This is a genomic window from Chitinimonas lacunae, assembly GCF_042650885.1.
GTDB classification, from domain to species: Bacteria; Pseudomonadota; Gammaproteobacteria; order Burkholderiales; family Chitinimonadaceae; genus Chitinimonas_A; species Chitinimonas_A lacunae.
Genome location: NZ_JBHSBU010000001.1, coordinates 4,596,599 through 4,620,932 on the forward strand (window position 1 = coordinate 4,596,599; position 24,334 = coordinate 4,620,932).

The 24,334-nt window shown below is 63.2% G+C and carries 22 protein-coding genes; 16 read left to right on the top strand and 6 right to left on the bottom strand.

Annotated elements, in window-relative coordinates:
* Window positions 1–97: 97 nt before the first annotated feature.
* The 6 genes from ACFOW7_RS19740 to ACFOW7_RS19765 all read left to right on the top strand — a co-directional run bounded on the left by ACFOW7_RS19740 (window position 98) and on the right by ACFOW7_RS19765 (window position 8,477).
* The gene (locus ACFOW7_RS19740) at window positions 98–1,921 is read left to right on the top strand and encodes an ABC transporter substrate-binding protein (protein ID WP_378167661.1); all 1,824 of its coding nucleotides are present in this window, start codon (window positions 98–100) and stop codon (window positions 1,919–1,921) included.
* A gap of 61 nt (window positions 1,922–1,982) precedes the next feature.
* Window positions 1,983–3,977 (top strand): M3 family metallopeptidase, encoded by a 1,995-nt coding sequence (locus ACFOW7_RS19745; protein ID WP_378167663.1) that lies wholly within the window; start codon window positions 1,983–1,985, stop codon window positions 3,975–3,977.
* Window positions 3,974–4,912: an ABC transporter permease gene (locus ACFOW7_RS19750; protein ID WP_378167665.1), complete on the top strand. Its 939-nt coding sequence runs from the start codon at window positions 3,974–3,976 to the stop codon at window positions 4,910–4,912. The genes ACFOW7_RS19745 and ACFOW7_RS19750 overlap by 4 nt, the downstream gene beginning before the upstream one ends.
* An 11-nt stretch (window positions 4,913–4,923) precedes the next feature.
* Window positions 4,924–5,955 (top strand): ABC transporter permease, encoded by a 1,032-nt coding sequence (locus ACFOW7_RS19755; protein WP_378167668.1) that lies wholly within the window; start codon window positions 4,924–4,926, stop codon window positions 5,953–5,955.
* A gap of 16 nt (window positions 5,956–5,971) precedes the next feature.
* Entirely contained in the window at window positions 5,972–7,651 is a 1,680-nt protein-coding gene (locus ACFOW7_RS19760) for an ABC transporter ATP-binding protein (protein ID WP_378167670.1), read from the top strand.
* 223 nt (window positions 7,652–7,874) lie between these two features.
* Complete coding sequence (locus ACFOW7_RS19765; RefSeq protein WP_378167672.1) at window positions 7,875–8,477, top strand: peroxiredoxin; 603 nt, start codon at window positions 7,875–7,877, stop codon at window positions 8,475–8,477.
* Between the two features lie 184 nt (window positions 8,478–8,661).
* Here the strand turns inward: ACFOW7_RS19765 and ACFOW7_RS19770 are convergent, their stop codons facing one another.
* The 6 genes from ACFOW7_RS19770 to ACFOW7_RS19795 form a co-directional block, all read right to left on the bottom strand.
* Window positions 8,662–9,441 (bottom strand): ABC transporter permease, encoded by a 780-nt coding sequence (locus ACFOW7_RS19770; RefSeq protein WP_378167674.1) that lies wholly within the window; start codon window positions 9,439–9,441, stop codon window positions 8,662–8,664.
* Between the two features lie 15 nt (window positions 9,442–9,456).
* Window positions 9,457–10,119, bottom strand: a complete 663-nt coding sequence (locus tag ACFOW7_RS19775; RefSeq protein ID WP_378167676.1) for an energy-coupling factor ABC transporter permease — start codon at window positions 10,117–10,119, stop codon at window positions 9,457–9,459.
* A gap of 310 nt (window positions 10,120–10,429) precedes the next feature.
* On the bottom strand, window positions 10,430–11,341 hold the full coding sequence (locus ACFOW7_RS19780; RefSeq protein WP_378167678.1) for an ATP-binding cassette domain-containing protein: 912 nt from the start codon (window positions 11,339–11,341) through the stop codon (window positions 10,430–10,432).
* Between the two features lie 102 nt (window positions 11,342–11,443).
* Window positions 11,444–12,085 (bottom strand): alpha/beta hydrolase, encoded by a 642-nt coding sequence (locus ACFOW7_RS19785; protein ID WP_378167680.1) that lies wholly within the window; start codon window positions 12,083–12,085, stop codon window positions 11,444–11,446.
* Window positions 12,086–12,093: 8 nt separating this feature from the next.
* A complete protein-coding gene (locus ACFOW7_RS19790; RefSeq protein ID WP_378167683.1) occupies window positions 12,094–12,402 on the bottom strand; it encodes a (2Fe-2S) ferredoxin domain-containing protein in 309 nt (102 codons plus the stop codon).
* Between the two features lie 26 nt (window positions 12,403–12,428).
* Window positions 12,429–13,520, bottom strand: a complete 1,092-nt coding sequence (locus tag ACFOW7_RS19795; protein WP_378167685.1) for a hypothetical protein — start codon at window positions 13,518–13,520, stop codon at window positions 12,429–12,431.
* Between the two features lie 400 nt (window positions 13,521–13,920).
* Between ACFOW7_RS19795 and ACFOW7_RS19800 the strand changes: the two genes are divergently transcribed.
* Genes ACFOW7_RS19800 through neuB form a run of 10 tightly spaced genes read left to right on the top strand, consistent with a single transcriptional unit; the run spans window position 13,921 to window position 24,171 of the window.
* Entirely contained in the window at window positions 13,921–14,982 is a 1,062-nt protein-coding gene (locus tag ACFOW7_RS19800; RefSeq protein WP_378167687.1) for a cell division protein ZipA C-terminal FtsZ-binding domain-containing protein, read from the top strand.
* Window positions 14,983–15,007: 25 nt separating this feature from the next.
* A complete protein-coding gene (gene ligA, locus ACFOW7_RS19805; protein WP_378167689.1) occupies window positions 15,008–17,086 on the top strand; it encodes an NAD-dependent DNA ligase LigA in 2,079 nt (692 codons plus the stop codon).
* Between the two features lie 9 nt (window positions 17,087–17,095).
* Window positions 17,096–17,977 (top strand): UTP--glucose-1-phosphate uridylyltransferase GalU, encoded by an 882-nt coding sequence (galU, locus tag ACFOW7_RS19810; RefSeq protein WP_378167691.1) that lies wholly within the window; start codon window positions 17,096–17,098, stop codon window positions 17,975–17,977.
* Window positions 17,977–18,441 (top strand): GNAT family N-acetyltransferase, encoded by a 465-nt coding sequence (locus ACFOW7_RS19815; RefSeq protein WP_378167693.1) that lies wholly within the window; start codon window positions 17,977–17,979, stop codon window positions 18,439–18,441. Before galU ends, ACFOW7_RS19815 begins: the two co-directional genes overlap by 1 nt.
* Before the next feature lie 10 nt (window positions 18,442–18,451).
* Complete coding sequence (locus tag ACFOW7_RS19820) at window positions 18,452–19,198, top strand: S-methyl-5'-thioinosine phosphorylase (RefSeq protein ID WP_378167695.1); 747 nt, start codon at window positions 18,452–18,454, stop codon at window positions 19,196–19,198.
* Window positions 19,188–19,730 carry a peptide deformylase gene (locus ACFOW7_RS19825; RefSeq protein ID WP_378167697.1) on the top strand — a complete coding sequence of 181 codons (543 nt, stop codon included), beginning with the start codon at window positions 19,188–19,190 and terminating at the stop codon, window positions 19,728–19,730. The genes ACFOW7_RS19820 and ACFOW7_RS19825 overlap by 11 nt, the downstream gene beginning before the upstream one ends.
* A 45-nt stretch (window positions 19,731–19,775) precedes the next feature.
* Window positions 19,776–20,771 carry an NAD-dependent 4,6-dehydratase LegB gene (locus ACFOW7_RS19830; protein WP_378167699.1) on the top strand — a complete coding sequence of 332 codons (996 nt, stop codon included), beginning with the start codon at window positions 19,776–19,778 and terminating at the stop codon, window positions 20,769–20,771.
* Between the two features lie 5 nt (window positions 20,772–20,776).
* Entirely contained in the window at window positions 20,777–21,958 is a 1,182-nt protein-coding gene (locus ACFOW7_RS19835) for a LegC family aminotransferase (RefSeq protein WP_378167702.1), read from the top strand.
* Complete coding sequence (gene neuC, locus ACFOW7_RS19840; protein WP_378167705.1) at window positions 21,945–23,105, top strand: UDP-N-acetylglucosamine 2-epimerase; 1,161 nt, start codon at window positions 21,945–21,947, stop codon at window positions 23,103–23,105. Before ACFOW7_RS19835 ends, neuC begins: the two co-directional genes overlap by 14 nt.
* Entirely contained in the window at window positions 23,077–24,171 is a 1,095-nt protein-coding gene (neuB, locus tag ACFOW7_RS19845; RefSeq protein WP_378167707.1) for an N-acetylneuraminate synthase, read from the top strand. The genes neuC and neuB overlap by 29 nt, the downstream gene beginning before the upstream one ends.
* Window positions 24,172–24,334 lie beyond the last annotated feature (163 nt).

A 24,334-nucleotide genomic window follows, 5' to 3' on the forward strand; every position in this document is an offset into this window, starting at 1 on the left:
CCCACAGTCAGCCCGCTGCAAGCGATATGTCTCGACCTGGATAAGCGACTGCAAGCAGGATGCCGATTTTCCATTCTTTCTCTCTCCCCACCTCCAGATGAAACTCACCAAGCTCAAGCGTGTGTTGGGTATCGCCCTGGCCTTGCCTCTGGCAGCCATCAGCGTCGAAGCGCTGGCAGCTGCCGATATGAACAAGGTGCTGCGATATTATTTCGAGGCTCCCGAGTCCGGCTTCGATCCGGCCAAGTACTCCGATCACTATTCCGGCGAAATCAACAGCAGCATTTTCGAGTCGCTGCTCGATTACGACTATCTGGCCGAACCGATGACCTTGGTGCCCAACACGGCCGAGGCGCTGCCTACCGTGCTGGATGAAGGGAAGACCTTTATCTATAAGATCCGGCCCGGCATCTTCTTCGCCGACGATCCGGCTTTCGGCGGCAAGAAGCGTGAGTTGGTCGCCCAGGATTACGTCTACAGCTACCAGCGGCTGGTCGATCCGGCCAACCGTGGTGCACCGTGGGACTTTATGCTCAAGGGCAAGATCGTCGGTCTCGACGAGAAGCTCGAAGAGGCCAAGAAGACCGGCAAATTTGACTACGACAAGCCGATCGAGGGCCTGAAGGCGCTTGACCGCTATACCTTGCAGATCAAGCTCAAGCGCCCTGACTACAACATGATGTATATCACTGCCGCCGTGGCCACCGGTGCCGTGGCGCGCGAAGTGATCACCAAATACGGCGAGGACAGCGAAGCCCATCCGGTTGGCACCGGCCCCTATCGGGTCAAGAGCTGGCAGCGGCGTAACCGCATCATTCTCGAAGCCAATCCGAACTATCGCGGCAAGACCTATACCCCGACCACCGCACCCGGTGCCGAGGTCGACCAGCGTCTGGTCAAGGAACTGGCCGGCAAGACCTTCCCGCGTATCGGCATCATCGATATCAAGGTGATCAACCAGCCGCAAGCGGCCTGGCTCGCCTTCGAAAGCAAGGAAATCGATATGCTGCCGCGCATGGGTGCGAGCTACGGCAATCTGGTGGCCAAGAACGGCGTGCTCAAGCCTGAGTACGTCAAGCGCGGCTATCAGTACATGCGCGAGAGCGAAGCCTATATCGGCTACTACCAGTTCAATATGGATGACCCGGTAGTCGGTGGCTATGAGCTGCCGAAGATTGCGCTGCGCCGGGCGATTGCACTCAGCTACGACCAGGCCAAGAGCATCGCCGTGGTGCGGCTCAACCAAGCTACCGCCGCCCAGTCGCCGCTGGCGCCGCAGATCAACGGCTACGATCCCAATTTCAAGAACGTACTGGGTCGCCATAGTCCCGCCCATGGCAATGCCATGCTCGATCTGTTCGGCTACAAGGACTGCGATAACGACGGCTGGCGCGAACAGCCGGGCTGCAAGCCGCTCAAGATCAGCTTCATGATGTCGTCGGGCAAGGACAGCCGTGCCACCGAAGAGCTGCTGCAAAAAGGCTTCGATTCGATCAAGATCCGCTTCGAAGTCGTGAAGATGAACTTCTCCGACATGCTGAAGAACCGCCAGAACGGCCAGTACCAGATGGCCGAAGGCGCCTGGGGACAGGATTACCCCGATGCCGAGAACTTCATGCAACTGCTGTACGGTCCCAATGCCGGTCCGGTCAACGAAGCCCGCTTCCGCAACAAGGATTTCGACAAGCTGTACGAGGACATCGCCACTTCGCCGCCATCGCCCGAACGCAACGAAAAGCTGCGCCAGATGAGCCGCATCGTTGCTGCCTATGTGCCCTGGATCTACGACAACAACCTGCTGCGCTCGCATCTGGCCCATTCGTGGATGCGCGGCTTCCGGGTGCACCCGATCAATATGCCGTACTTCATGTACCTCGATATCGACGAGGAACAGCGTAAGGCATCGATGCAGAAGAAGTGACGAGGGGACGGCGCTGTCTGCGCCGTCATTCCAGCTCAAAGAATTTCCAAGGGAGAATCGTATGAAAAAGCTATCCCTGATGGCGCTGCTGTGCGCCGCACCGTTTACCTTCGCAGCCGAGCGCGGCGAAATCGCCATTCCGGCAGCCACCGAGGTGCCCAAGCTGTGCGAAGAAAAGCTCGGCCAGCTCAAGCAAAGCGTCAGCGCCCTGCAACGGTTGCCGCTCGATCAGGCCAAGCCCGCCACCGTGCTGGTGCCGTGGAACCGTACCCGCGCCGACCTCGATGACTTCTGGGGCGCGGTCTACCTGATGGCCAATGTCCATCCGGACGCTGCCCTGCGCCAGGCTGAAGACGATTGCAATCTGAAGATCGAAGCCACCCTCAACGAGGTGCTGCAGAACAATGCGCTGTATCAGCGCTTCAAGGCCGTCAAGCCGGCTGACGAGATCGATGCCGAGACCCTGAAGGGCATTCTGGCCGAATTTGAGAATAAGGGCGTAAATCTGGCACCAGCTGGACGGGCCAAGGCGGCTGAATTATTTAAGCGTCTGGCCAAGCTCGAACAGGACTTCCAGCGCAATCTGCGCGAAAACAAGACCAAGCTCGCTTTCAGCGCCGAACAGCTCAAGGGTGTGCCCGAAGCCAAGCTCACGGCCTACCCGCGTGACAGCCAGGGCCGCTACCAGATCGGGCTCGACTATCCCGACTATTTCGCCGTGATGGAGCAGGCCGAATCGAGCGATACCCGGCGCCAGTTCTATACCGCTTATATCAATCGCGGCGGCAAGAAGAACCTGGCTATCCTGCATGAAGTGATCAATCTGCGTAAGCAGCTGGCCACCTTGCTGGGCTACCCCTCGTTTGCCGCGTTTGCCACCCGCAACAATATGGTGGGCAAGCCCGAAGTGGTGCAGCAGTTCCTCGACAAGGTCAAGGACACCGTGACCGCCGTCGAGAAGCGCGAACTGGCCGAACTGGCCCAGGAAAAAGCCCGCCATACCGGTCAGGCCCAGGCCAAGATGCTGCGCTGGGACCTGCCGTTCTACGAGCAGCGACTGAAGAAGAGCCGCTATGCCGTCGATCAGGACGAGGTGCGCGCCCAGTTCGCCACCCAGCCCACCATCGACTGGATGATGGCGGTGACCAGCCGGCTGTATGGCGTCGAATTCCGTCCCAATCTGAAGCTGCCGGTCTGGCATGAGACGGTCAAGGGCTACGACGTCTACGACGCCGGCAGCAAGGAATACCTGTCCTCGTTCTACCTCGACCTGTTCCCGCGCGACGGCAAGTACAAGCATGCCGCTGCCTTTACCGTGCGCCAGGTCAGCACGCTCGAAGGCCGCACCCCGGTATCGGCGCTCGTGACCAACTTCAGCGACAAGGGCTTTGATCAGGGCGAACTCGATACGCTGTTCCACGAGTTCGGCCATATCATGCACGGCGTGCTGAGCCGTACCCGCTACACCCTCAACGCCGGCACCAGCACCCGCCGCGACTTTGTCGAGGCACCGTCGCAGATGTACGAGGAATGGAGCCGCCATCCCGAGTCGCTCAAGCTATGGAACGAGGTGTGCAGCAGCTGCAAGCCGATCGATCCGCAACTGATCAAGCGGATGAACGAAGCGCGCCTGTTCGGCCAGGGCACCCGCTATGCCCGCCAGTGGCTCTATGCCGCCTTTGATATGAAGCTGGCCGGTCCGATCCCGCAAGACCCGCTCAAGCAGTGGATCAAGATGGAACAGGCCACCCCGCTGGGCCATGTCGAAGGGACCCAGTTCCCGGGCAGCTTCGGTCATATCGTCGGTGGCTATGCCGCCGGTTACTACGGCTATATGTGGTCGGAAGTGCTGGCGCTCGACATGCGCTCGGCCTTCAAGGACCAGCTGATGGACCCGGCCGTCGGCCAGCGTTTCCGCAAGATCGTGCTGGAAAACGGTTCGCAGCGGCCGGAAATGGAGCTGGTGCGCAACTTCCTCGGGCGCGAGCCCAGTTCTGACGCCTTCTTCAAGGAAATCACGGGCCAGAGCGCCCTGATGGTTGGGGAGGCCAAATGAGCGCTTATTTGCTGCGTCGTATCTGGCAGATGATCCCGACCCTGATCGGGGTGATGCTGCTGGTGTTTTTCCTGTTCAATCTGTTTGGCGGCGATCCGGCCGCCGTGCTGGCGGGCAAGATCGCCAGCAAGGAAAAGATCGCGGCGATTCGAGCCCAGCTCGGGGTCGATGAGCCGATCTGGGTGCAGCTGTGGCTGTTCACCAAGCAGGTGCTGACCTTCGATTTCGGCCGTAGCTGGAGTACCAACGAGCTGGTGTCGGACATCATCATGCAAAAGGCACCGGTGTCGATGACCGTGATGTTCCAGGTCTGGCTGTTCGACGCCATCATCGCCGTGCTGCTCGCCGTGGCCGTGGCCTACCGCCGTGGTTCGCTGACCGACCGCGCCGTGGTGGCCATCTGTACCGCCGCAATGTCGATCTCGCTGCTGCTTTATGTGGTGGTGGGTCAGTATCTGTTCGGTCTGGTGTGGGGCATCTTCCCGGTGATGGGCTGGAGCGACAGCTTCTGGACCAATGTCTCCTACTACGCTCCGCTGCCGGTGCTGTTGCTGCTGTGCGTGTCGGTGGCACCGAGCCTGCGGCTGTACCGCTCCTTCGTGGTCGAGGAGATCAACCACGACTACGCCCGTACCGCTCGTGCCAAGGGCGCGTCCGAACCGCGGGTGATGCTGGTGCACGTGCTGCGCAATGCCGCCGTGCCGATCGCCACCAATATGGCCTTGCAGCTGCCCGGTCTGTTTGTCGGTTCCTTCCTGGTAGAGAAAGTGTTCGTGATCCCGGGCCTGGGCGGTGAAATCGTCGAGGCGGTGATGCGTAGCGACTTCCCGGTGATCAAAGCCATCACCATCTACCTCGCCATGATGACCATGGTGGTGACTCTGCTGGTCGATGTGCTCTATAAGCTGCTCGACCCGCGTGTGGAACTGAAGTGAGGCCGGACAAGATGACGCAACAACAACAATCGCAAGGCTACTGGAAGGCGGCGCTCAAGCGTCTGTGGGCCGACAATCTGGCCAAGGTCTGCATCGCCATTCTGGGGGTCTATTTCGTGCTGGCGTTCGGTTCTGCGCTCGGCCTGGTGGCTGCCGACTGGAATCGCGAAGTCGGTGTCACCTTCGCCAACCCGTCCTACGCGCCCGACTACCCCAATCCGGAAGCCGACAGCGCCAAGATGGTGCAGCAGGTGCTCGAAATCGACGCGGCCACCCGTGCAGTCGATCCGCTGGCGCCCTATTACGAGGAGATCGACAAGCGCGCCAAGGCCTACGTGCAAGGCCATGTCGAGCTGAAGGAAACCCTGCCGCTCGGTGGCGACAAATGGGGTCGCGATCTGGTGGCCAAGGTGATCAAGGCCGGTGAAGTGTCGATCTCGATCGGTCTGACCGCTGCGGTGATGGCCGTGATGATCGGTACGCTGCTGGGTGCCCTGGGCGGCTATTTCGGCGGCAAGGTCAGCGATATCCTCGAGTGGTTCTACAACATCTTCACTTCGGTGCCCTACATCCTGCTGGTGCTGGCCTTCGCGGCCGTGGTCAAGGACAAGGGCATTCTGACGGTGGTGCTGGTGCTGGCCCTGACCGGCTGGACCAGTGCCTACCGCCTGATCCGTGCCGAATACATGAAGCATCGCAGCAGTGACTATGTGCTGGCGGCCAATGCCCTGGGCGCCAGTCATCGTCGCATGATGTTCGTGCATATCCTGCCCAACGTTTCCCATCTGATCCTGGTGCAGCTGTCGCAACTGGTGATCGAGTTCATCAAGGCCGAAGTGGTGCTGTCCTTCCTGGGCTTTGGCGTGCCGACCGATTCGATCTCCTGGGGCATCATGATCAACGAGGTGATGCCGGAGCTGGTGCTCGGCAAGTGGTGGCAGCTGCTGACCGTGGGCGTGGTGATGTCCACCTTCGTGGTCGCCTTCGGCCTGTTTACCGATCTGCTGCGCGACGCGCTCGATCCCAAGGCCAGCCGCCGATAAACCGAGGATGGAAACGATGAGCAACAATCTTTTGGAAATCAAGAACCTGCGCGTGTCCTTCCAGATGGGCAAGCAGCAGACTTTTGAGGCGCTCAAGGGCATCAACTATGTGATTCCGCGCAATAGCACGGTGGCACTGGTGGGCGAATCCGGCTCGGGCAAGTCGGTCTCGGCGATGGCGATCATGGATCTGCTGCCGCGCCTCAATACCATCATCAATCCCGAGAGCCAGCTGCTGTTCGAAGGTCGTGACCTGCTCAAGGAAACGCCGGCCAATCGCCGTGCCCTGTGCGGTAAAGATATCTCGATGATCTTCCAGGACTCGATGAGCTCGCTCAATCCGGTCTATAAGGTCGGCGACCAGATCGTCGAGGTGCTGCGTCTGCACAAGCCGCTCAGCAAGGCCGCTGCGCGCAAGCGCGCCATCGAGCTGCTGGCCGAAGTGGGCATTCCCGACCCGCAGAGCCGGATCGACAGCTATCCGCACCAGATGTCGGGCGGCCAGCAGCAGCGCGTGATGATCGCCATGGCGATCGCCTGCGAGCCCAAGCTGCTGATTGCCGATGAGCCGACCACGGCGCTCGATGTGACGATCCAGAAACAGATCGTCGAGCTGCTGATGAAGCTCAAGGCCAGCCATGGCATGAGCATTCTGTTCATCACTCACGATCTGGAGCTGGTGCGTGAAGTGGCCGACCATGTGGTGGTGATGCACCACGGCGTGATCAAGGAGCAGGGCGCCTCGGAGCAGGTGTTCACCCAGCCGGCCGATCCGTATACCCGGGCACTGCTGGCCTGCCGTCCGACCATCGATCGTCGTCCGATCCGGCTGCCGGTGGTGGACGACTTCCTGCAAGGCCGCGAAAAGGAGCTGCCGCAGGGCGAGCGCCAGCGTGGCGTGGTGCCGGGCGACCCGATCGTGCTTGAGGTCAAGGGACTCGAAAAGAAGTTCTATGCCAAGCAGGGTCTGTTCGGCCGCCGTGAAATCCATGCGGTCAAGAACGTCAGCTTCAAGCTCGCCAAGGGCAAGACGCTCGGTATCGTGGGCGAGTCCGGTTCGGGCAAGACCACGCTTGGCAAGACCATTCTGCGGCTCAATTCCTGCGAAGGCGGCGAGGTGCTGTTCGATGGCAAGAATCTGATGGCGCTCTCGGACAAGGACTACCAGCCCTACAAGCGCCGCCTGCAGATCATTTTCCAGAACCCCTACGCCAGCCTGAATCCGCGCTTTACCGTGGGCGATATCCTGCTCGAGCCGATGCGCATCCATAATATCCACAGCAACGACCGCGAGCGCAGCGACCATGCCCGCGAGCTGCTCAAGCGGGTGGGGATGCCCGATGGTGCTTTCTTTAAATATCCGCACGAGTTTTCGGGGGGCCAGCGTCAGCGCATCAGCATTGCCCGTTGCCTGACCATGAAGCCTGAGATTATCGTGTGCGACGAGTCGGTCTCGGCGCTCGATGTGTCGGTGCAGGCTCAGGTGCTCAATCTGTTGCAGGAGTTGCAGGATGAGTACGGCATGAGTTATTTGTTTATCTCGCACGATCTGAGCGTGGTGAAATACATCTCCGACGAAGTGCTGGTGATGAACCATGGCGAGATGGTGGAATATGCCAATTCCGACCAGCTCTATCGTGATCCCAAGCATCCTTATACCCAGAAACTATTGGCCGCGATTCCCGGTCGTCACTGACCGGCGATAGGCGCCTGAGCGGACCGGCTTAAAAGGGGAGGTCGGTGCCGTTCGGCGTGAGGCGATTCAAGCCGCCCAGTCTTGGGCGGCTTTTTTCCAGGCCATTAATAGTTTTTTACTATTAATATTTTAAAAAATTTAAATTTGACTATCATGTCGCGCGCGCGTAAATTGCGCCGTCTACACTTCGACCCACCCTTCCAACACGTTTAGGAGTACGCATATGGCTGTCCTCGTCGGTAAAAAAGCCCCCGATTTCACTGCCGCCGCTGTCCTTGGCAATGGTCAGATCGTCGATCGCTACAACCTGGTCGAGGCGACCCAGGGCAAATATGCAGTCATCTTCTTCTACCCGCTGGACTTCACCTTCGTCTGCCCGTCGGAACTGATCGCCTTCGACCATCGTCTCGAAGAATTCAAGAAGCGCAATGTCGAAGTGATCGGTGTGTCGATCGACAGCCAGTTCACCCACAACGCCTGGCGTAACACCCCGGTGGAAAAGGGCGGCATCGGCCAGGTCGGTTACACCCTGGTGGCCGACGTGAAGCACGAGATCGCCAAGGCTTACGATGTCGAAGCCGAAGACGGCGTGGCCTTCCGTGGCACCTTCCTGATCGACCGTGACGGTGTGGTGCGCCACCAGCTGGTCAATGACCTGCCGCTGGGCCGCAATGTTGACGAAGCCCTGCGCATGGTCGATGCCTTGCAGTTCTTCGAAGAAAACGGTGAAGTCTGCCCGGCTGGCTGGAGCAAGGGCAAGGCCGGCATGAAGGCTTCGGCCGAAGGCGTGGCCAGCTACCTGGCCAGCAATGCCAAGGATCTGTAAGCGCAGTTTCCTCGCGTGCGAGAAAGAAAACCCTGCTTCGGCAGGGTTTTTTATTTTATTGAAATAGAGTGCAAGGAATCTTGCGATCATTTTTCGGAAAATTTCAATTTCGATGCTTTATCCCGAGCCGCAGCGAAAAGCCCAGGAAAGCCAGCGCCGGTCCGCCGTATGGCGCACGGACCGCCTAGCGCAGCAGACGCCGCCGTGCCAGCACCACGGCCAGGTAATAGCCCACCGCTGCATAGGCGGCCATCAGCGCGATCTTGCCAGCCGGATCGACCAGCGGCTGCCCCAGCAGCAGCGGCCGGGCAATATCGATCGCCTGGGTCAGCGGCAGCGCCCCGGATACCACTTGCAGCCAGCCCGGCAACTGATTGGTCGGGTAGAAGACTCCGCATAACAGCACCATCGGGCTGATCACCAGGCTGAAGTAATACATAAAGAAGTCGTAGCTCGGCGACACCGCCGTGACGGCAAGTCCCAAGGCCGAAAAGGTCAGGCCGACCAGCAGCGCCAGCGGCAGCAGCCACAGCGCCGTCAGCGGATCGGCCAGACCCAGCAGCAAGACCACCACCAGAATGGCGGCGCCCGACAGCAGACTCTTGCTCGCGGCCCACAGCCATTCGCCCATCAGCACATCATCGAGATCCATCGCGGCATTGAGGATGGCATCCCACGAACGCTGCACCTGCATGCGTGAAAATGCCGAATACAGCGCTTCGAAGGTCGCGCTGTTCATGGTCGAGTAGCACAGCGTGCCGGCCGCCAGAAAATGCAGATAAGGCACGCCGTCGATCCGCGGCAGCAAGGCACCCAGGCCATAGCCCAGCCCCAGCATATACAGCATCGGATCGGCCAGATTGCCCAGCAGCGAAGGAATGGCCAGCTTGCGCCAGACCAGGAAGTTGCGCCGCCACACCGGCCAGAAGCGCAGCGAGAAACGGGGCAGGGCATACGGGTTCATCAAGCCTCCGATGGCTCAGGCGTCATGCAGATAACGGCGGTCGTCGAAAGTCTCTACCCACTGCGGCCGGAACATCACCAGCGGTGCCAGCACCAACCCGGTCGAGAAGGCTTCCGACCAGGCGAACAGCAGATAGTAGGGCAGCACTTCTTCGAGCAGATAAGTCACGCTGTAGCTGCCCAGCACGGCGTGGGTGGCAAGACTGACCAGCACCGCCACACAGAAACACAGCGCTGCGCCAAAGAAGCCATTGACGAAAAAATAGACGAAATAGTTGGCCGGCAGTCGCCGTTCGCTCCAGCGCAGCAGCCAGCCGGCACCGCAGACGGCAGGCAGCACCTGGGTCAGCCAATTGAGGCCGAGGGCTGCCCAGTCGGCTTTGCCATTGGCGGCCTGGACCGCCAGAATGGCCGCAAAGCCGATCAGCGCCTTGTCGCGGCCGGCAATCAGGGTCAGGGCCGAGGCGCCCAGCAGATGAAAGCTCAGCCCTGGCCGGATGCCGGCCGTCACCTGCCACAGCACCGCAAGCAGCGTGGTGGCACCAAGCCAGCCGGTCAGGTGCGATTGCGACAATTCGCCCCAGTTGACCCGGCTGCCGCGCCAGATCAACAGGACAAGCGCCAGGCAATTGGCAAAAAGCATCAGCTCGGTGGGAATCTGGTCGGCTTGGAAATTCATCGGGGCAGCATCCGGTTCATGGCCGACAGAAAAGTCGGCAAGCGGTGAGGGCTGGTGCAGCAAATAGGACGCCCGCTGGACGGGCCTGCTGGGCCGGCTGAGGAGGGGGAGAACGCGGGAGAGGGCATTAAGGAAAATTTCCGGAAAAAGACTTGCAAGATCCAGTGCGGGATTCAAACAAAAATACAGATTTCTTTCTCCGTCTCTAATGCTGGTTCCGCGTCCGCCAGCCCAGTTGCGGTCATGGTGGCGTCGGACTCATGGGAGAGCCGGAGCGAGCATCCGGTGCGGACGGTGAGCGTTCGGGTCCTCAGTCGCGCAGTTCGCGGCCGGTCAGTTTCAGAAACACGTCTTCGAGATTGGCCGGTCGATGCAGATGACGCAGGGCCGGCCGCTTTTTCAGATCGGCGACCACTTCATCGAGCTCCTCGCCATAGCAGAACACCGTCTCGCCGCTGCGCTCGCAGCGTTGGCTCAGGCGGCTGCCGTGCTGGCTGGCCCATTCCTCCACCTGTTCGCCGAAGACTTCGACCACCTGTGGCTCGATATGCTGTTCGATCAAGGCGCGCGGCGGGCCTTCGGCGATCAGCCGGCCCTGATCGATCACGGCAAGCCGGCTGGCCAGCCGTTCCGCCTCTTCCATGAAATGGGTGGTCAACAGCAGGGTCTTGCCCTGGCTCAGCAGTTGGCGCAGCCGCTCCCAGATCAGGTGCCGCGCCTGCGGGTCGAGACCGGTGGTCGGCTCGTCCAGAAAAATCAGTGCCGGATCGTTGATCAGGGCGCGCGCCAGGGTCAGCCGGCGCTTCATCCCGCCCGACAGCGAGGCGACCGGTGCCTCGGCGCGGCCGGCCAGGCCGGCGAAATCGAGCAGTTCGGGAATCCGGGCGCGGATGGCCCGGTCGCTCAGGCCGAAATAGCGGCCATAGACCAGCAGGTTCTCCGCCAGGGTGAAATCGGGGTCGAGGTTGTCGAACTGCGGCACGACACCGACCTGATGACGCGCTTCCCGGGCCTGCCGGGGCAGGGTATGGCCCAGCAGCATCACCGAGCCGCCATCGGCGACCGTGAGCCCCAGCGCCAGTCGCAGCGTGGTGGTCTTGCCAGCGCCGTTGGGGCCGAGAAAGGCAAAGCATTCGCCGCGCTCGACCGTGATGTCGAGCCCGCGTACCACTTCCTGCTCGCCGTAGCGCTTGCGCAATCCGCGCAGTTCCAGGACGGCCATGCTGTTCCCCCGGGACGGGACGCGGCCGCTGGCGACCGCGTATGAATTGACTATTTATAAATAAACACGGCTACAGTACTTGTGACTGTTTTGCGGATATTTTTATTTTTGTGCCGAATCGGGTGCGGGCGACAGCCGGTTGACCCAGTCGGCCAACAAGGTCAGCTTGCCGTGGAAGAAGTGGCCGACGCCTGGCGCCACCACGACCGGCAGGTCCTGCGGCCGCGCCCAGTCGAGCACGCTGGCAAGCGGCACCACCTCGTCGGCCTCGCCGTGGATCACTAGGGTGCGCTCGACCGGCACGGCGGGCAGCGTGGCGCGCGAACAGGCCGGACCGATCAGGATCAGTCGCTCGACCTGGTCATGGCCAAGCCGCTCGGCAAGCTGGGTCTGCACATAGGTGCCAAAAGAAAAACCGGCCAGGATCAGCGGCAGCGGACCATGGCTCGCGACGGCGTAATCGAGCACGGCGGCCATATCGTCGACTTCGCCCTGGCCATGGTCGTGCTCGCCGCCACTGCGACCCACGCCACGCAGATTGGGGCAGTAGGCCACATAGCCCTGGCGTGCCAGCACCTTGGCCAGGGTATGGACGATCTTGTTGTTATGGGTGCCGCCCTGGAGCGGGTTGGGATGCGCTACCAGGGCGATGCCGCGCAAGGCGGTGGCCGGGGCGAGGCGCAGCGTGTCGAGCGGTCCGACCGGACCGGCGATGTCGATCGGTTCGAATTGCAGCGTCCTCATGGCTGTCCTCAGATCTTGAGCCGTTCCACGATACGGCCGTGGACCAGATGTTCCTGGATGATTTCCTCGACATCCTCCTGGTCGAGGTACTGGTACCACACCCCTTCGGGATAGACCACCAGCACCGGACCCTGGCTGCAACGGTCGAGACAGCCGGCCTTGTTCATCCGGATACGGCCTTCGCCGGACAGGCCGAGTTCCTTGATGCGGCGCTTGGCGTAGGCATGGACTTCGGTTGCGCCGAAATCATTGCAGCAACTCTCGCCGGCCGCACGCTGGTTGGTACAGAAAAAGACGTGATGCTGAAAATAGCCCATGACGGGTCTCCTAATGGGTGCGCGCTTCAATGCCGGGTCAGCGGCAGCGCGTCGAGTTCGGTCGGGAGGGGAAAATAGGGCAGACCTTCATGCACGGCAGGCAGCACTTCGGGCAGGATTTCGATCCGGTCGAGCCGGCATTCGCGCAGCAGCTCGACCATGGCCGCCACAATCCCTTCGACCCGGTCAAGCGGGGTCAGCGGCCAAACGAAGCCTTCCCAGACTTCGCCATTGCTGGCTGCGCCGAGCGTGACATGGAGCTCGTCGTTGTCGTGGGCCGACAGCACGGCCACCGGCTGCTCGCCGCCTTGGCGCAGTTTTCTCAGGATATTGCTGGCGTAGATCTCGAACTGGATATGCAGTCGGGCGCTGCGGCCGTCGTGCCGGGCCGGCAGCCAGGGCAGCGGAGCGCGCGGCAGCGGGAACAGGGTGAGGTTGTCGTGTTTCCACTGTTCGCTCAACAGCCGGGTCAGTGCCAGGCCCCACGGACCGGGGGTGATGCCAAGCTGCACCGCAGGCGCGGCCTGGGCCGGCTGGCGGGCCACGCCGACGATAAAGCGCAGCAGCACCGTTTCGCCATTGATCTGCAAGGGCTGCTCGGCAAAGTCGGGCAGGGTGGCGGTGGGGGCGTCGCGCCAGCGGGCCAGTTCGCTTGGGCGGATGCCAGCCAGTTGCGACTCGGTCGGTAACTGCGCAAGCAGTTCGACTTCGGCTTCGGGGTGGATGATGCCGTGTTCGCGCAGCAAGGCCAGCACGGCTGTCGGATCGGGCAGGCGACCCGGCAGGCTGAGCGGGGCGCGGCTGCCGGCCACCAGCACCAGCGGCAGCGCAAACAGCACATTGTGGCCGGCGGCATCGACCGGTGGCCGCTCGACGGCCTGGCGTAGCCGGTCGTTCAGACAGAGATAGACCTCCTGCGACGGCACCTTGCCCAGTGCCTCGCCGATGGCGGCATCGTCACCGGCGCCGAGCAGGCGGCTCAATTCGGCATCAAGATCGGCCTCTTTGCGCACCAGCGCGCCAAGGTCGCGTTCGGTCAGAAGCGACATGGCCAGACGGATCAGGCTGTCGCGGGCATCGACGCGGGGATAGCGCCGGGGATCGGGCAGATGGGACATCGGGGGTCGGGAAGGGGCAAAGCGCTGATTATAACTGCATTGCAGCACGCTCTGGGCGGCACGGATGGCCGGCTTTGTTGCAGTGCATTAGGGAAATCCTTACCGAAATCTGGAACAGGCGTTCTTGACGCTATGCTTACAGCGACGGGACAATAGCGCCGTTGAGTCGCAGTAATGCTTCTTGATAGTTTCTCCTCTATTCTCCTTTGTAGAATTTGATCGGCCCGGATCCCCTCCGGGCCGTTTTTTTTGCCTGTCGCAGTGAAAGTCGGTCGCATCGACGCCGCGCCAGCGCCGGCCGTGGCGTAAAATCTTGGCTTTGTCGGCCGCCTTCCGCTAAGCTCGCGCCTCGATAGGCGCCGCCTGGGCGCAGTCTCATTCCAAAAAATCTGGTCGAAGCATGAGCGAAATTCACTGGATCACCCTGGGTCTCGCCGTCGGCGTGGTTGCCGTCGTCTGGGGCTTCAATCTCTGGCAGGAGTACCGCTACAAGAAGCGGGCCGCTGCCGCGTTCGCCGACAACCACCCGGACGTGCTGCTCGACGCCCAGAAGAACGTGGTCCGCCCGACCGTGCCCGACCGCCGGCTCGAACCGGCGCTGGCCAATGCCCCAAGCGTACTGGGCGAGCCGGTGCCAAGCGAACCCGAGGAAGTCGAACTGAGCGAACCCGCCGCCGTGGCCATCGGTGCGCTCGACCCGGCCTATGATTTCATCGGCGAACTGCATCTCGAAGAAGCGGTGCCGGCCGAGCAGATCCCGGGCTTTGCCGTCGGCAAGCGGGTCCGCGTGCTGGGCCGCGCCGGCCGCAACTGGGAGCCGGTCACCGCAGGCGCCAGCTATGCCGAACTCAAGGTCGGCCTGCAACTGGTCGATCGGCAAGGTCCGGTCAACGATGCCCAACTGGCCAAATTCTGCGAGCAGGTCAATGGCTTTGCCCATGCCCACAACGGCCTCGCCTCCTTTCCCCGCCGTGAAGACAAACTGGCTGCCGCCGCCGATCTCGACCGCTTTGCCGCCGCTGTCGATGTGCTGATCGGCCTCAATGTCGTCGCGGCCCAGCAGCCGTTTTCCCTGGCCCAACTGGGCGAGATGCTCGACGCCGCCGGCATGACGCTCGAAGAGGACGGCACCTTCCATGCCAAGTCCGATTCGGGCAAGACCCTGTTTACCCTGGTCGATAGCCGGCAACGGCCGCTGACCGATATCGACCAGACGCCCTCGGTGACACTGCTGCTTGATCTGCCGCGCGTGGCGGGCGCCGAACATGCGTTCGACCGCATGGCCGATCTGGCCCAGCAACTGGCGCTGACCCTGGGCGGCGATCTGGTGGACGATGAAGGCCGCTCGCTCAAGCCGGGTGATCTGGCCGCGATCCGCAAGCAACTGCTACAGGTGCTGGGCATGATGGACGACCGTGGCATCCCCGCTGGTGGTGCTGCGGCGCTGCGCCTGTTCGCCTGAGTTTTCCGCCGCAGACTGATCCCCTATGCAAGCTCTTATCGAACGCGCGCAGTCCTTGCGCGAGCAACTGAACCGCTACGCCTACGAGTATTACGTCCTCGACGCGCCTAGCGTGCCCGACGCCGAATATGACCGGCTGTTCCGCGAACTCGAAGCGCTCGAAGCGGCCCATCCTGAGCTGCGCAGCCCCGATTCCCCGACCCAGCGCGTCGGCGGCGCACCGCTCGAGATGTTCGAGCCGGTGCTCCACAGCGTTCCCATGCTGTCGCTTGGCAATGCCTTCAGCGATGAGGAGGTCGAGCATTTCGACCGCCGTATCCGCGAGTCGCTGGGCTGCGAGCGGGTAGGCTACGAGGTCGGCCCCAAATTTGACGGCCTGGCCATTTCGCTGCGCTACGAGGACGGCCTGTTCGTGCTGGGTGCCACCCGGGGCGACGGCAGCCAGGGCGAGAATGTCACCGCCAATCTGCGCACCGTGCGCTCGCTGCCGCTGCGGCTGGCGCCCGGGGCGCCCAGGCTGCTCGAAGTCCGTGGCGAAGTGCTGATGCTCAAAAAGGACTTCGAGCGGCTCAACGAGGAACAGGAGTCCCGCGGCGAGAAGCGCTTTGCCAACCCGCGCAACGCCGCCGCGGGCAGCCTGCGCCAGCTCGATTCGCGGATCACCGCCGGCCGTCATCTGAACTTCTTCAGCTATGGCGTCGCCCAGTGTGAAGGCGCCGAGCTGCCGACCAGCCAGACCGGCATCATGGCCTGGCTCAAGTCACTGGGCTTTCCGGTGTGCCAGTACGGCGAGCGGGTCGAAGGGGCCGAGGGGCTGCTCGACTATTACCGCCGCATCGGCGCGCTGCGTCCGAAACTGCCGTTCGAGATCGATGGGGTGGTCTACAAGGTCGATTCGCTGGCCGATCAGGCCAGACTCGGCTTTGTCTCGCGCGCGCCGCGCTGGGCCGTGGCGCACAAATACCCGGCCGAAGAAGCGCTGACCGTGCTCGAAGCCATCGATATCCAGGTCGGCCGTACCGGCGCGCTGACCCCGGTGGCACGGTTGCAGGCCGTGGCCGTGGGTGGCGTCACCGTCACCAATGCCACGCTGCACAACCAAGACGAGATCGAGCGGCGCGATATCCGTGTCGGCGATACGGTGGTGGTCAGCCGGGCCGGCGATGTGATTCCCAAGATTTCCGCCGTGGTGCCGGAGCGTCGGCCTTACCGCGAACTGCCCGACGGCACGCGCGAGCCGCTGTATCCGCCGTTCGTCATGCCGGCTGCCTGCCCGGTGTGTGGCTCGCATGTGATGCGCGAAGAGGGCGGCGCGGTGTACCGCTGTAGCGGCGGGCTGGTCTGTTCGGCCCAGCGCAAGCAGGCGCTGCTGCATTTTGCCGGCCGGCGCGCCATGGATATCGAAGGTCTGGGCGACCGGCTGGTCGAGCAACTGGTCGATACCGGCTGGGTCCGCACACCGGCCGATCTGTACAAGCTGGGCCTGCTCAAGCTCGCCGAACTCGACCGGATGGCCGAGAAATCGGCTGCCAATATCGTGACCGCCATCGATAAAAGCCGTCAGACCACGCTGGCACGCTTTGTCTTCGCGCTCGGTATCCGCAATGTCGGCGAGAGCACGGCGCGCGATCTGGCGCGCCATTTCGGTGGACTCGACGGCCTGATCGAGGCCGCGACGCTGCCGGACTCCGCAGCGTCGCTGGCCGTGCTGCAATCGGTGCCCGATGTGGGGCCGGTGGTGGCGCAGTCGATCCGCGACTTCTTCCTTGAGCCGCATAACCGCGAAGTGGTGGAGCAACTGCGCGCGGCCGGCGTCAGTTGGAGCGAAAGCGAGCCCGGCGCCACGCTGGCGACAGTCGGCCCGCTGACCGGCAAGACCCTGGTGCTGACCGGCACGCTGCCCAGCCTGAGCCGTGATGAGGCCAAGGTGCTGATCGAGGCGGCCGGCGGCAAGGTGTCGGGTTCGGTCTCGAAGAAGACCGATTATCTGGTAGCGGGCGCCGATGCCGGCAGCAAGCTGGCCAAGGCCGAGGAGCTGGGCATCGCGGTGCTCGACGAGGAGGCGCTGCGGGCGCTGTTGGATCAAACGGCCGCGGCCGAATAAGGAATTGCGATGCGTAAAGTCACCAAAGCCATCTTCCCGGTCGCGGGCCTCGGAACCCGTTTCCTGCCGGCCACCAAGGCCAGCCCCAAGGAGATGCTCAATGTCGTCGACAAGCCGCTGATCCAGTATGCGGTCGAGGAAGCGGTCGCCGCCGGCATCACCGAGATGATCTTCGTCACCGGCCGCAACAAGCGCGCCATCGAAGACCATTTCGACAAGGCCTACGAGCTCGAGAACGAGCTGGAGCGCAAGGGCAAGCACGATCTGCTGGAACTGGTGCGCGGCATCATCCCCAAGAGCGTCACCTGCGCCTATGTGCGCCAGCCCGAGGCGCTGGGCCTGGGCCACGCCGTGCTGTGCGCCCGGCCGCTGGTCGGTGACGAGCCGTTTGCGGTGATTCTGGCCGATGACCTGCTCGACGCCGAAAAGCCGGTGCTCAAGCAGATGGTCGAGCTGTTCGACGACTGCCATAACTCGGTGATCGGGGTGGAGGAGGTGCCGCGCGAGGAGACCGGTTCCTACGGCATCGTGCTGGTCGAGGAGAACGGCAAGGGCCATCTCAAGATCACCGGCATCGTCGAAAAGCCCAAGCCCGAAGAGGCGCCTTCGACGCTGGCGGTGGTGGGGCGCTATATCCTGACGCCGCGTATCTTCCGCCATCTGGTCAATGTGGCACCGGGCAAGGGCGGCGAGATCCAGCTGACCGACGCCATCGCCGCCATGCTCGAAGAGGAGCGGGTGCTGGCTCTGTGCTTCGAGGGCACGCGCTACGACTGCGGCTCCAAGCTCGGCTATTTGCAGGCCACCCTGGCCTATGGTGCCCGCCATCCCGAGGTCGGGCCTGAATTCAGCACCTTCCTGCGTCATTTCTGCTCGCTGCGGAGCGTATGATGGCGCTGGCCATTGTCGAGCTGAAAGCCGGCGACGATCTGGAAGCGGCCACCCGGCTGTTCGACCAGTACCGTCAGTTCTATCAGCAGCCAAGCGACCCGGCAGCCGCGCGCGCCTATCTGACGCTGCGGCTGGCGGCGCGTCAGTCGGCGGTCTATCTGGCGCTGAGCGACGGGGTGGCGGTTGGCTTCATGCAGATGTATCCCGGCTTTTGTTCGCTGGCGCTGGCGCCGATCTGGACCCTGTTCGATCTCTATGTGGCGCCGGCCCACCGTGGCAGTGGCGTCGCCTCGGCCTTGCTGCGGCACGCCCGCACAGTGGGCCAGGCGAGCGGCGCTGCCTATCTGCAACTGAGCACGGCCCGCGACAACCATACCGCCCAGGCGCTCTACGAGCGCCATGGTTGGCAACTGGACCGGGTATTCCTGACCTATACCCTGCCGCTGGACGGCGGGGAATCCTGAGGAGCGAGCGATGCTTGCGATCATCGGCGGCACCGGCCTGACCCGGCTCAAGAATCTGAAGATCACCCATCGCCAGGTGGCGCGCACCCCCTACGGCGAGCCGTCGGGCGCCCTGACCTTTGGCGAGATCAACGACCATCATGTGGTGTTTCTGGCCCGGCACGGCTACGGCCACACCATTCCGCCGCACGAGATCAACTATCGCGCCAATATCTGGGCGCTGGCCGAACAGAAGGTCAAGCGGGTGATCTCGGTCTGTACCGTGGGCGGGGTGCGCGATGACCTCAAGCCGGGCACGCTGATCATTCCCGACCAGATCATCGACTACACCTCCAACCGTCGTCATACCTTCTTCGATGGCGGCGATAAGCCGGTGGTCCATATCGACTTTACCGAGCCCTATTGCAACAAGCTGCGCCGCCGCCTGCTCAAGGCAGCCAAGGAAGCGCGTCAGCCGGTGGTCGATGGCGGCATTTATGCGGCCACCCAGGGTCCCCGACTGGAAACGGCGGCCGAAATCAACCGGATCGCCCGCGACGGCGGCGATATCGTCGGCATGACCGGGATGCCCGAAGCGGGTCTTGCGCGCGAGGCCGGTCTGTCCTATGCCGCCATCGCCGTGGTGGCCAACTGGGCGGCCGGCCGTGGCGACAGCAAGAACCGGGTCGATCTGGCCGCGGCCGAGCAGGTGTTCATGGAAGCGATCGAGCATGTGCACCGGATTCTCGAAGGGGTGGTGAAAGTCGATGCCGATTAGACCCATACTGAAGATGGGCGACCCGCTGCTGTGGCAGGTCGCCGCCCCGGTGGCCGCCGAGGAATTCGGCTCGGCCGAGCTGCTGGCGCTGATCGCCGATATGGAACAGACCATGCAGGCCGCCAGCGGTGCGGGGCTCGCTGCCCCGCAGATCGGAGTGTCGAAGCAGCTGGTAATCTTCGGTGGCTTTGTCAGCCCGCGCTATCCCGATGCGGGGCCGGTGCCGTATACGGTGCTGTGCAATCCGCAGATCGAAGCGCTCGACGACGCCGAGCTGGTCGAGGATTGGGAAGGCTGTCTGTCGGTGCCGGGTCTGCGTGGCCGGGTGCCGCGGCATCCGCGCATCCGCTACCGGGGGTTCGACCCCTACGGCGAGGTGATCGAGCGGGTCGCTGCCGACTTCCATGCCCGGGTGGTGCAGCACGAATGCGATCATCTGTTCGGGGTGCTCTATCCGATGCGGATTCGCGATTTCACCAGTTTCGGCTATACCGATGTGTTGTTCCCCGGCCAATTGCCGGCGGAGGACTGAACCGAAAGCGCCGCGCGAGCGGCGCTGACCAGGGGAGGGCGGTAGGTGAACAAGGTACTTGTGACCGGCGCCGACGGCTTTATCGGCTCCCATCTGGTGGAATATCTGCTCGGGCGCGGCTATTCGGTACGCGCCATGGTGCTCTACAACGCCTTCAACAGCTGGGGCTGGCTCGACGCCCTACCGCCTGCGCTGCGCGACGCGATCGAGGTGGTGGCGGGCGATGTGCGCGATTCCCGTTCGGTGCGTGAGGCACTGCGCGGCTGCGATACCGTGTTCCATCTGGCGGCCCTGATCGCCATTCCCTATTCCTATCTGGCGCCTGCGAGCTATATCGATACCAATGTGCTGGGTACCCTCAATGTGCTCGAAGCGGCGCGTGAACTGGGGGTCCGGGTGGTGCACACCTCTACCAGCGAGGTATACGGCAGCGCCCAGCGCGTGCCGATCGATGAGGACCATCCGCTACAGGCCCAGTCGCCCTACGCTGCGAGCAAGATCGGCGCCGATCAGTTGGCCCTGTCCTACTATCGCAGCTTCGATCTGCCGGTCGCCGTGATCCGACCGTTCAATACCTACGGCCCACGTCAGTCGGCGCGGGCCTTTATTCCCACCGTGATCGGCCAGATTGCCGCCGGTGCGCGCGAGGTGCGGCTCGGGGCGGTGAGCCCGACCCGCGACCTCAACTATGTCCTCGACACGGTACGCGGCTTCGAGGCCGTGGCGCGTTGCGATGCGGCGCTGGGCCAGGTGATCAATATCGGCAGCAACTTCGAGATTAGCGTGGGCGACACCGCCCAACTGATTGCCGAGGTAATGGGGGTGGAGATCGAACTGGTCTGCGACGAGGCACGTCTGCGGCCGGCCGCGAGCGAAGTGGAGCGGCTGTGGGCCGACAACCGGCGTGCACACGAACTGACCGGCTGGCAGCCCGACTACGCCGGCGTCGACGGTCTGCGCCGTGGCCTGGCTCTGACGGCCGCCTGGTTCCGCGATCCCGCCAATCTGGCCCGCTACAAGGTCGATCGCTACAACCTGTGACCACTATGGACCGCCTCGCTCCCCTGCTTGCCGCCCTCGATCGGGTCCTGCCGTCCACCCGGCCGCTGGCGCTCCATGAGCCGGCGTTTATCGGCCGGGAGCGCGACTATCTGCTCGATTGTCTCGACAGCGGCTGGGTGTCTTCGGTCGGCCCCTATGTGGACCGCTTCGAAGGCGAGCTGGCCGATTTCACCGGCATCGGCCACGCCATCGCAGTGGTCAATGGCACGGCGGCACTGCATATCTGTCTGCTGCTGGTCGGAGTCGAGCCTGCCGATGAGGTGCTGCTGCCTGCGCTGACCTTTGTGGCGACTGCCAATGCGGTGCGTTACTGCGGGGCGATTCCGCACTTTGTCGATTGCGAACGGACCACGCTTGGCATCGACCCGCAGGCGCTCGAGCAGTATCTGCGCGAGCATGCCGAACTGCGCGGCAGTGCCTGCTATAACCGCAGCAGCGGCCGGCGTATCCGGGCCTTGCTGCCTATGCATGTGTTCGGCCACTGTTGCGATATCGAAGCGCTGGCCGAGCTGGCCTGGCGCTGGAAGCTCCAACTGGTCGAAGACGCGGCCGAGGCACTCGGCTCGCGCCGCGATGGCCGCCATTGCGGCGCCATCGGTCGAGTCTCCGCGCTGAGCTTCAACGGCAACAAGACCATCACCACCGGCGGCGGCGGGGCCATCCTGACCATGGATGTGGAGCTGGCCCGCCGCGCCAAGCACCTGACCACCACTGCCCGGGTCGGCCATCGTTGGGCCTTTGTGCACGACGAGGTCGGCTACAACTACCGTCTGCCCAATCTCAACGCGGCCCTGGGCTGCGCCCAGCTCGAACGGCTCAATCAGCTGCTCGATGACAAGCGCGCCCTGGCCGAGCGCTACCGTGAGGCGCTGGCGCCACTGTCTGGCGTGCGTTTCCTGACCGAGCCGCCGGGTTGCCGCAGCAATTACTGGCTCAATGCCGTGCTGCTCGAAGGTGAACTGGCCGGCTGCCGCGACGAGCTGCTCGAGCGCAGCAATGCCGCCGGCCTGATGACCCGGCCACTCTGGACCCCCATGCATTGGCTGCCGATGTATGCTGAGTTTCCGCGCATGGCGCTGCCCGTGACCGAGGCGGTGGCAGCGTGTCTGGTCAATCTGCCGTCGAGCGCCTGGCTCGGCCAGGGAGTGCCTTATGGCACAACGTAGCGTGTGCGTGGTCACGGGCAGCCGGGCCGAATATGGCATTCTGTATTGGCTGCTGCGCGAGATTGCCGCCGACCCGGCGCTGCAACTGCAACTGATCGTTACCGGTATGCATCTGTCGCCCGAATTCGGGATGACCTATCGGGCGATCGAAGCCGATGGTTTTGTGATCGATCGCAAGGTCGAGATGCTGCTGTCGAGCGATTCCTGTGTCGGCATGGCCAAAAGCGTCGGTCTTGGCGTGATCGGTTTTGCCGATGCCTATGCCCAGCTGCAACCCGATGTGGTGGTGGTGCTGGGCGATCGCTTCGAGATCTTTGCAGCGGTGCAGGCCGCTTATCTGTCCGATCTGCCGGTCGCCCATATCTCGGGCGGCGAAATCACCGAAGGTGCGCTCGATGACGGTATCCGCCACGCCATCAGCAAGCTGTCGCGGCTGCATTTCGTCTCGACCGAGGTGTATCGGCGCCGGGTCATTCAACTGGGTGAGTCACCCGATACGGTGTTCAATGTCGGTGCGCTCGGTCTCGACAATCTGAACCGGCTGCCGCTGCTTGATCGCACGGAGCTGTCGCTTGAGCTGGGTTTCGATCTGAGTGGTGATTTTCTGCTGGTCACCTACCATCCGGCCACCCTGGGCGACGAAGCGCCGTGCGCGGGCATGCTGGCCCTGCTCGAAGCGCTGGAGTGCTTTCCCCAGCTCAAGGTGGTGCTGACCAAGCCCAATGCCGACGCAGGCGGCCGGGCCTTGATCGAACTGGTCGACCGTTACGCGGCCGGCCACGCCGATCGGGTCTATGTCACGCCGTCGCTGGGCCAGTTGCGCTATCTGTCGGCGATGAAGCTGTGCGCGGCGGTGGTCGGCAATTCCTCGTCCGGGCTGATCGAGGCACCGACTGCCGGGAAACCGGCCGTCAATATCGGGGTGCGGCAGGCCGGCCGGATGCGCGCCGAGTCGATCATCGACTGCCCTGACCGCTGCGATGCCATCGTCGCGGCGATCACCACGGCGCTGACGCCCGAATGGCGTGCCCGGGCCGCCCTGGCCCAGTCACCCTTCGGCGACGGCCAGACCGCCCCGCGGATCAAGGACATCCTGAAAAACCGGGAGTTGCCGCGCCATGCCATCAAGCATTTCCACGACCTCTGAGCGCTGCTATCTGATCGCCGAAGCCGGCGTCAACCATAACGGCGACCCGGAACTGGCGCTGGCGCTGATCGACGCCGCCGCCAGCGCCGGCGCCGATGCGGTCAAGTTCCAGACCTTCCGGTCCGAGGCATTGAGCAGCCGCCATGCCGCCAAGGCCCGCTATCAGGTCGAGACCACCGGCGCCGATGACGGCCAGCTTGCCATGCTGCGCCGGCTCGAACTCGATGCGCCGACCCATCTGCGGCTACAGAAACACGCTGCCCTGCGCGGTATCGATTTCCTCTCCACCCCGTTTGACCTCGCCAGCGCCGAGCTGCTGTTGACCGAGCTGGCGCTGCCACGGCTCAAGATCGGTTCGGGCGACCTCGACAACGGACCGCTGCTGTGGCGCGTCGCGACGGCCGGGGTGCCACTGATCCTCTCGACCGGGATGGCCACGCTGGGCGAAATCGAAGCGGCGCTCGGGGTGATCGCCTGTGCCTATCTGGGCGCTCAGCCTGGACGCGCTGCCTTTGCCCGGGCCTATGCCGACCCGGCCGCTCAGCCATTGCTGCGCGAACGGGTGACACTGCTCCATTGCACGACCGAATATCCCGCCCCGTTCGATCAACTCGAATTGCGTGCCATGGCTACGCTCACGGCAGCATTCGGGCTGCCGGTCGGCTACTCCGACCATAGTGAAGGCACTGCGGTGGCGCCGGCGGCGGTGGCCCTGGGCGCCGTGGTGCTGGAAAAACACCTGACACTCGACCGCACCTTGCCCGGCCCCGACCATCGCGCCTCGCTCGAACCTGCCCAGTTCGCGGCGATGGTGCAGGCGGTGCGCGAAGTCGAAGCGGCGCTGGGGGCGGGGCGCAAATGCCCAGGTCCGGCCGAATGGCCCAACCGTGCCGTTGCCCGCAAAAGCCTGGTCGCTGCGCAAGCCATCACGGCGGGCGAGCTGTTCACGCCGGCCAACCTCACCACCAAACGCCCAGGCCACGGCCGCTCGCCGCTCGATTACTGGGATGTGCTGGGGTCTGGCGCGGCGCGTGACTACGGCGAGGACGAGGTGATCGACCCTTGAGGTTAAATGGAAAATTTCAGGAAAGGTCTCTGCAAGACTAATGGCTGAAATAAATAAAAATAGTCATAAATGTGCAACCGCCTCTTTAGCCTCTCCCTGCCGTCCTCGGCCATGACCCAACCATCCCGGACAGACGAACTTGGCACCAGATTTTCTCCTTAAC

Excerpts from the sequence above, each read along its gene's own strand:
- ACFOW7_RS19740 (WP_378167661.1), top strand. The coding sequence starts at position 98 with ATGAAACTCACCAAGCTCAAGCGTGTGTTGGGTATCGCCCTGGCCTTG.
- ACFOW7_RS19745 (WP_378167663.1), top strand. The coding sequence starts at position 1,983 with ATGAAAAAGCTATCCCTGATGGCGCTGCTGTGCGCCGCACCGTTTACC.
- ACFOW7_RS19750 (WP_378167665.1), top strand. The coding sequence starts at position 3,974 with ATGAGCGCTTATTTGCTGCGTCGTATCTGGCAGATGATCCCGACCCTG.
- ACFOW7_RS19755 (WP_378167668.1), top strand. The coding sequence starts at position 4,924 with ATGACGCAACAACAACAATCGCAAGGCTACTGGAAGGCGGCGCTCAAG.
- ACFOW7_RS19760 (WP_378167670.1), top strand. The coding sequence starts at position 5,972 with ATGAGCAACAATCTTTTGGAAATCAAGAACCTGCGCGTGTCCTTCCAG.
- ACFOW7_RS19765 (WP_378167672.1), top strand. The coding sequence starts at position 7,875 with ATGGCTGTCCTCGTCGGTAAAAAAGCCCCCGATTTCACTGCCGCCGCT.
- ACFOW7_RS19770 (WP_378167674.1), bottom strand. The coding sequence starts at position 9,441 with ATGAACCCGTATGCCCTGCCCCGTTTCTCGCTGCGCTTCTGGCCGGTG.
- ACFOW7_RS19775 (WP_378167676.1), bottom strand. The coding sequence starts at position 10,119 with ATGAATTTCCAAGCCGACCAGATTCCCACCGAGCTGATGCTTTTTGCC.
- ACFOW7_RS19780 (WP_378167678.1), bottom strand. The coding sequence starts at position 11,341 with ATGGCCGTCCTGGAACTGCGCGGATTGCGCAAGCGCTACGGCGAGCAG.
- ACFOW7_RS19785 (WP_378167680.1), bottom strand. The coding sequence starts at position 12,085 with ATGAGGACGCTGCAATTCGAACCGATCGACATCGCCGGTCCGGTCGGA.
- ACFOW7_RS19790 (WP_378167683.1), bottom strand. The coding sequence starts at position 12,402 with ATGGGCTATTTTCAGCATCACGTCTTTTTCTGTACCAACCAGCGTGCG.
- ACFOW7_RS19795 (WP_378167685.1), bottom strand. The coding sequence starts at position 13,520 with ATGTCCCATCTGCCCGATCCCCGGCGCTATCCCCGCGTCGATGCCCGC.
- ACFOW7_RS19800 (WP_378167687.1), top strand. The coding sequence starts at position 13,921 with ATGAGCGAAATTCACTGGATCACCCTGGGTCTCGCCGTCGGCGTGGTT.
- ligA (WP_378167689.1), top strand. The coding sequence starts at position 15,008 with ATGCAAGCTCTTATCGAACGCGCGCAGTCCTTGCGCGAGCAACTGAAC.
- galU (WP_378167691.1), top strand. The coding sequence starts at position 17,096 with ATGCGTAAAGTCACCAAAGCCATCTTCCCGGTCGCGGGCCTCGGAACC.
- ACFOW7_RS19815 (WP_378167693.1), top strand. The coding sequence starts at position 17,977 with ATGGCGCTGGCCATTGTCGAGCTGAAAGCCGGCGACGATCTGGAAGCG.
- ACFOW7_RS19820 (WP_378167695.1), top strand. The coding sequence starts at position 18,452 with ATGCTTGCGATCATCGGCGGCACCGGCCTGACCCGGCTCAAGAATCTG.
- ACFOW7_RS19825 (WP_378167697.1), top strand. The coding sequence starts at position 19,188 with ATGCCGATTAGACCCATACTGAAGATGGGCGACCCGCTGCTGTGGCAG.
- ACFOW7_RS19835 (WP_378167702.1), top strand. The coding sequence starts at position 20,777 with ATGGACCGCCTCGCTCCCCTGCTTGCCGCCCTCGATCGGGTCCTGCCG.
- neuC (WP_378167705.1), top strand. The coding sequence starts at position 21,945 with ATGGCACAACGTAGCGTGTGCGTGGTCACGGGCAGCCGGGCCGAATAT.
- neuB (WP_378167707.1), top strand. The coding sequence starts at position 23,077 with ATGCCATCAAGCATTTCCACGACCTCTGAGCGCTGCTATCTGATCGCC.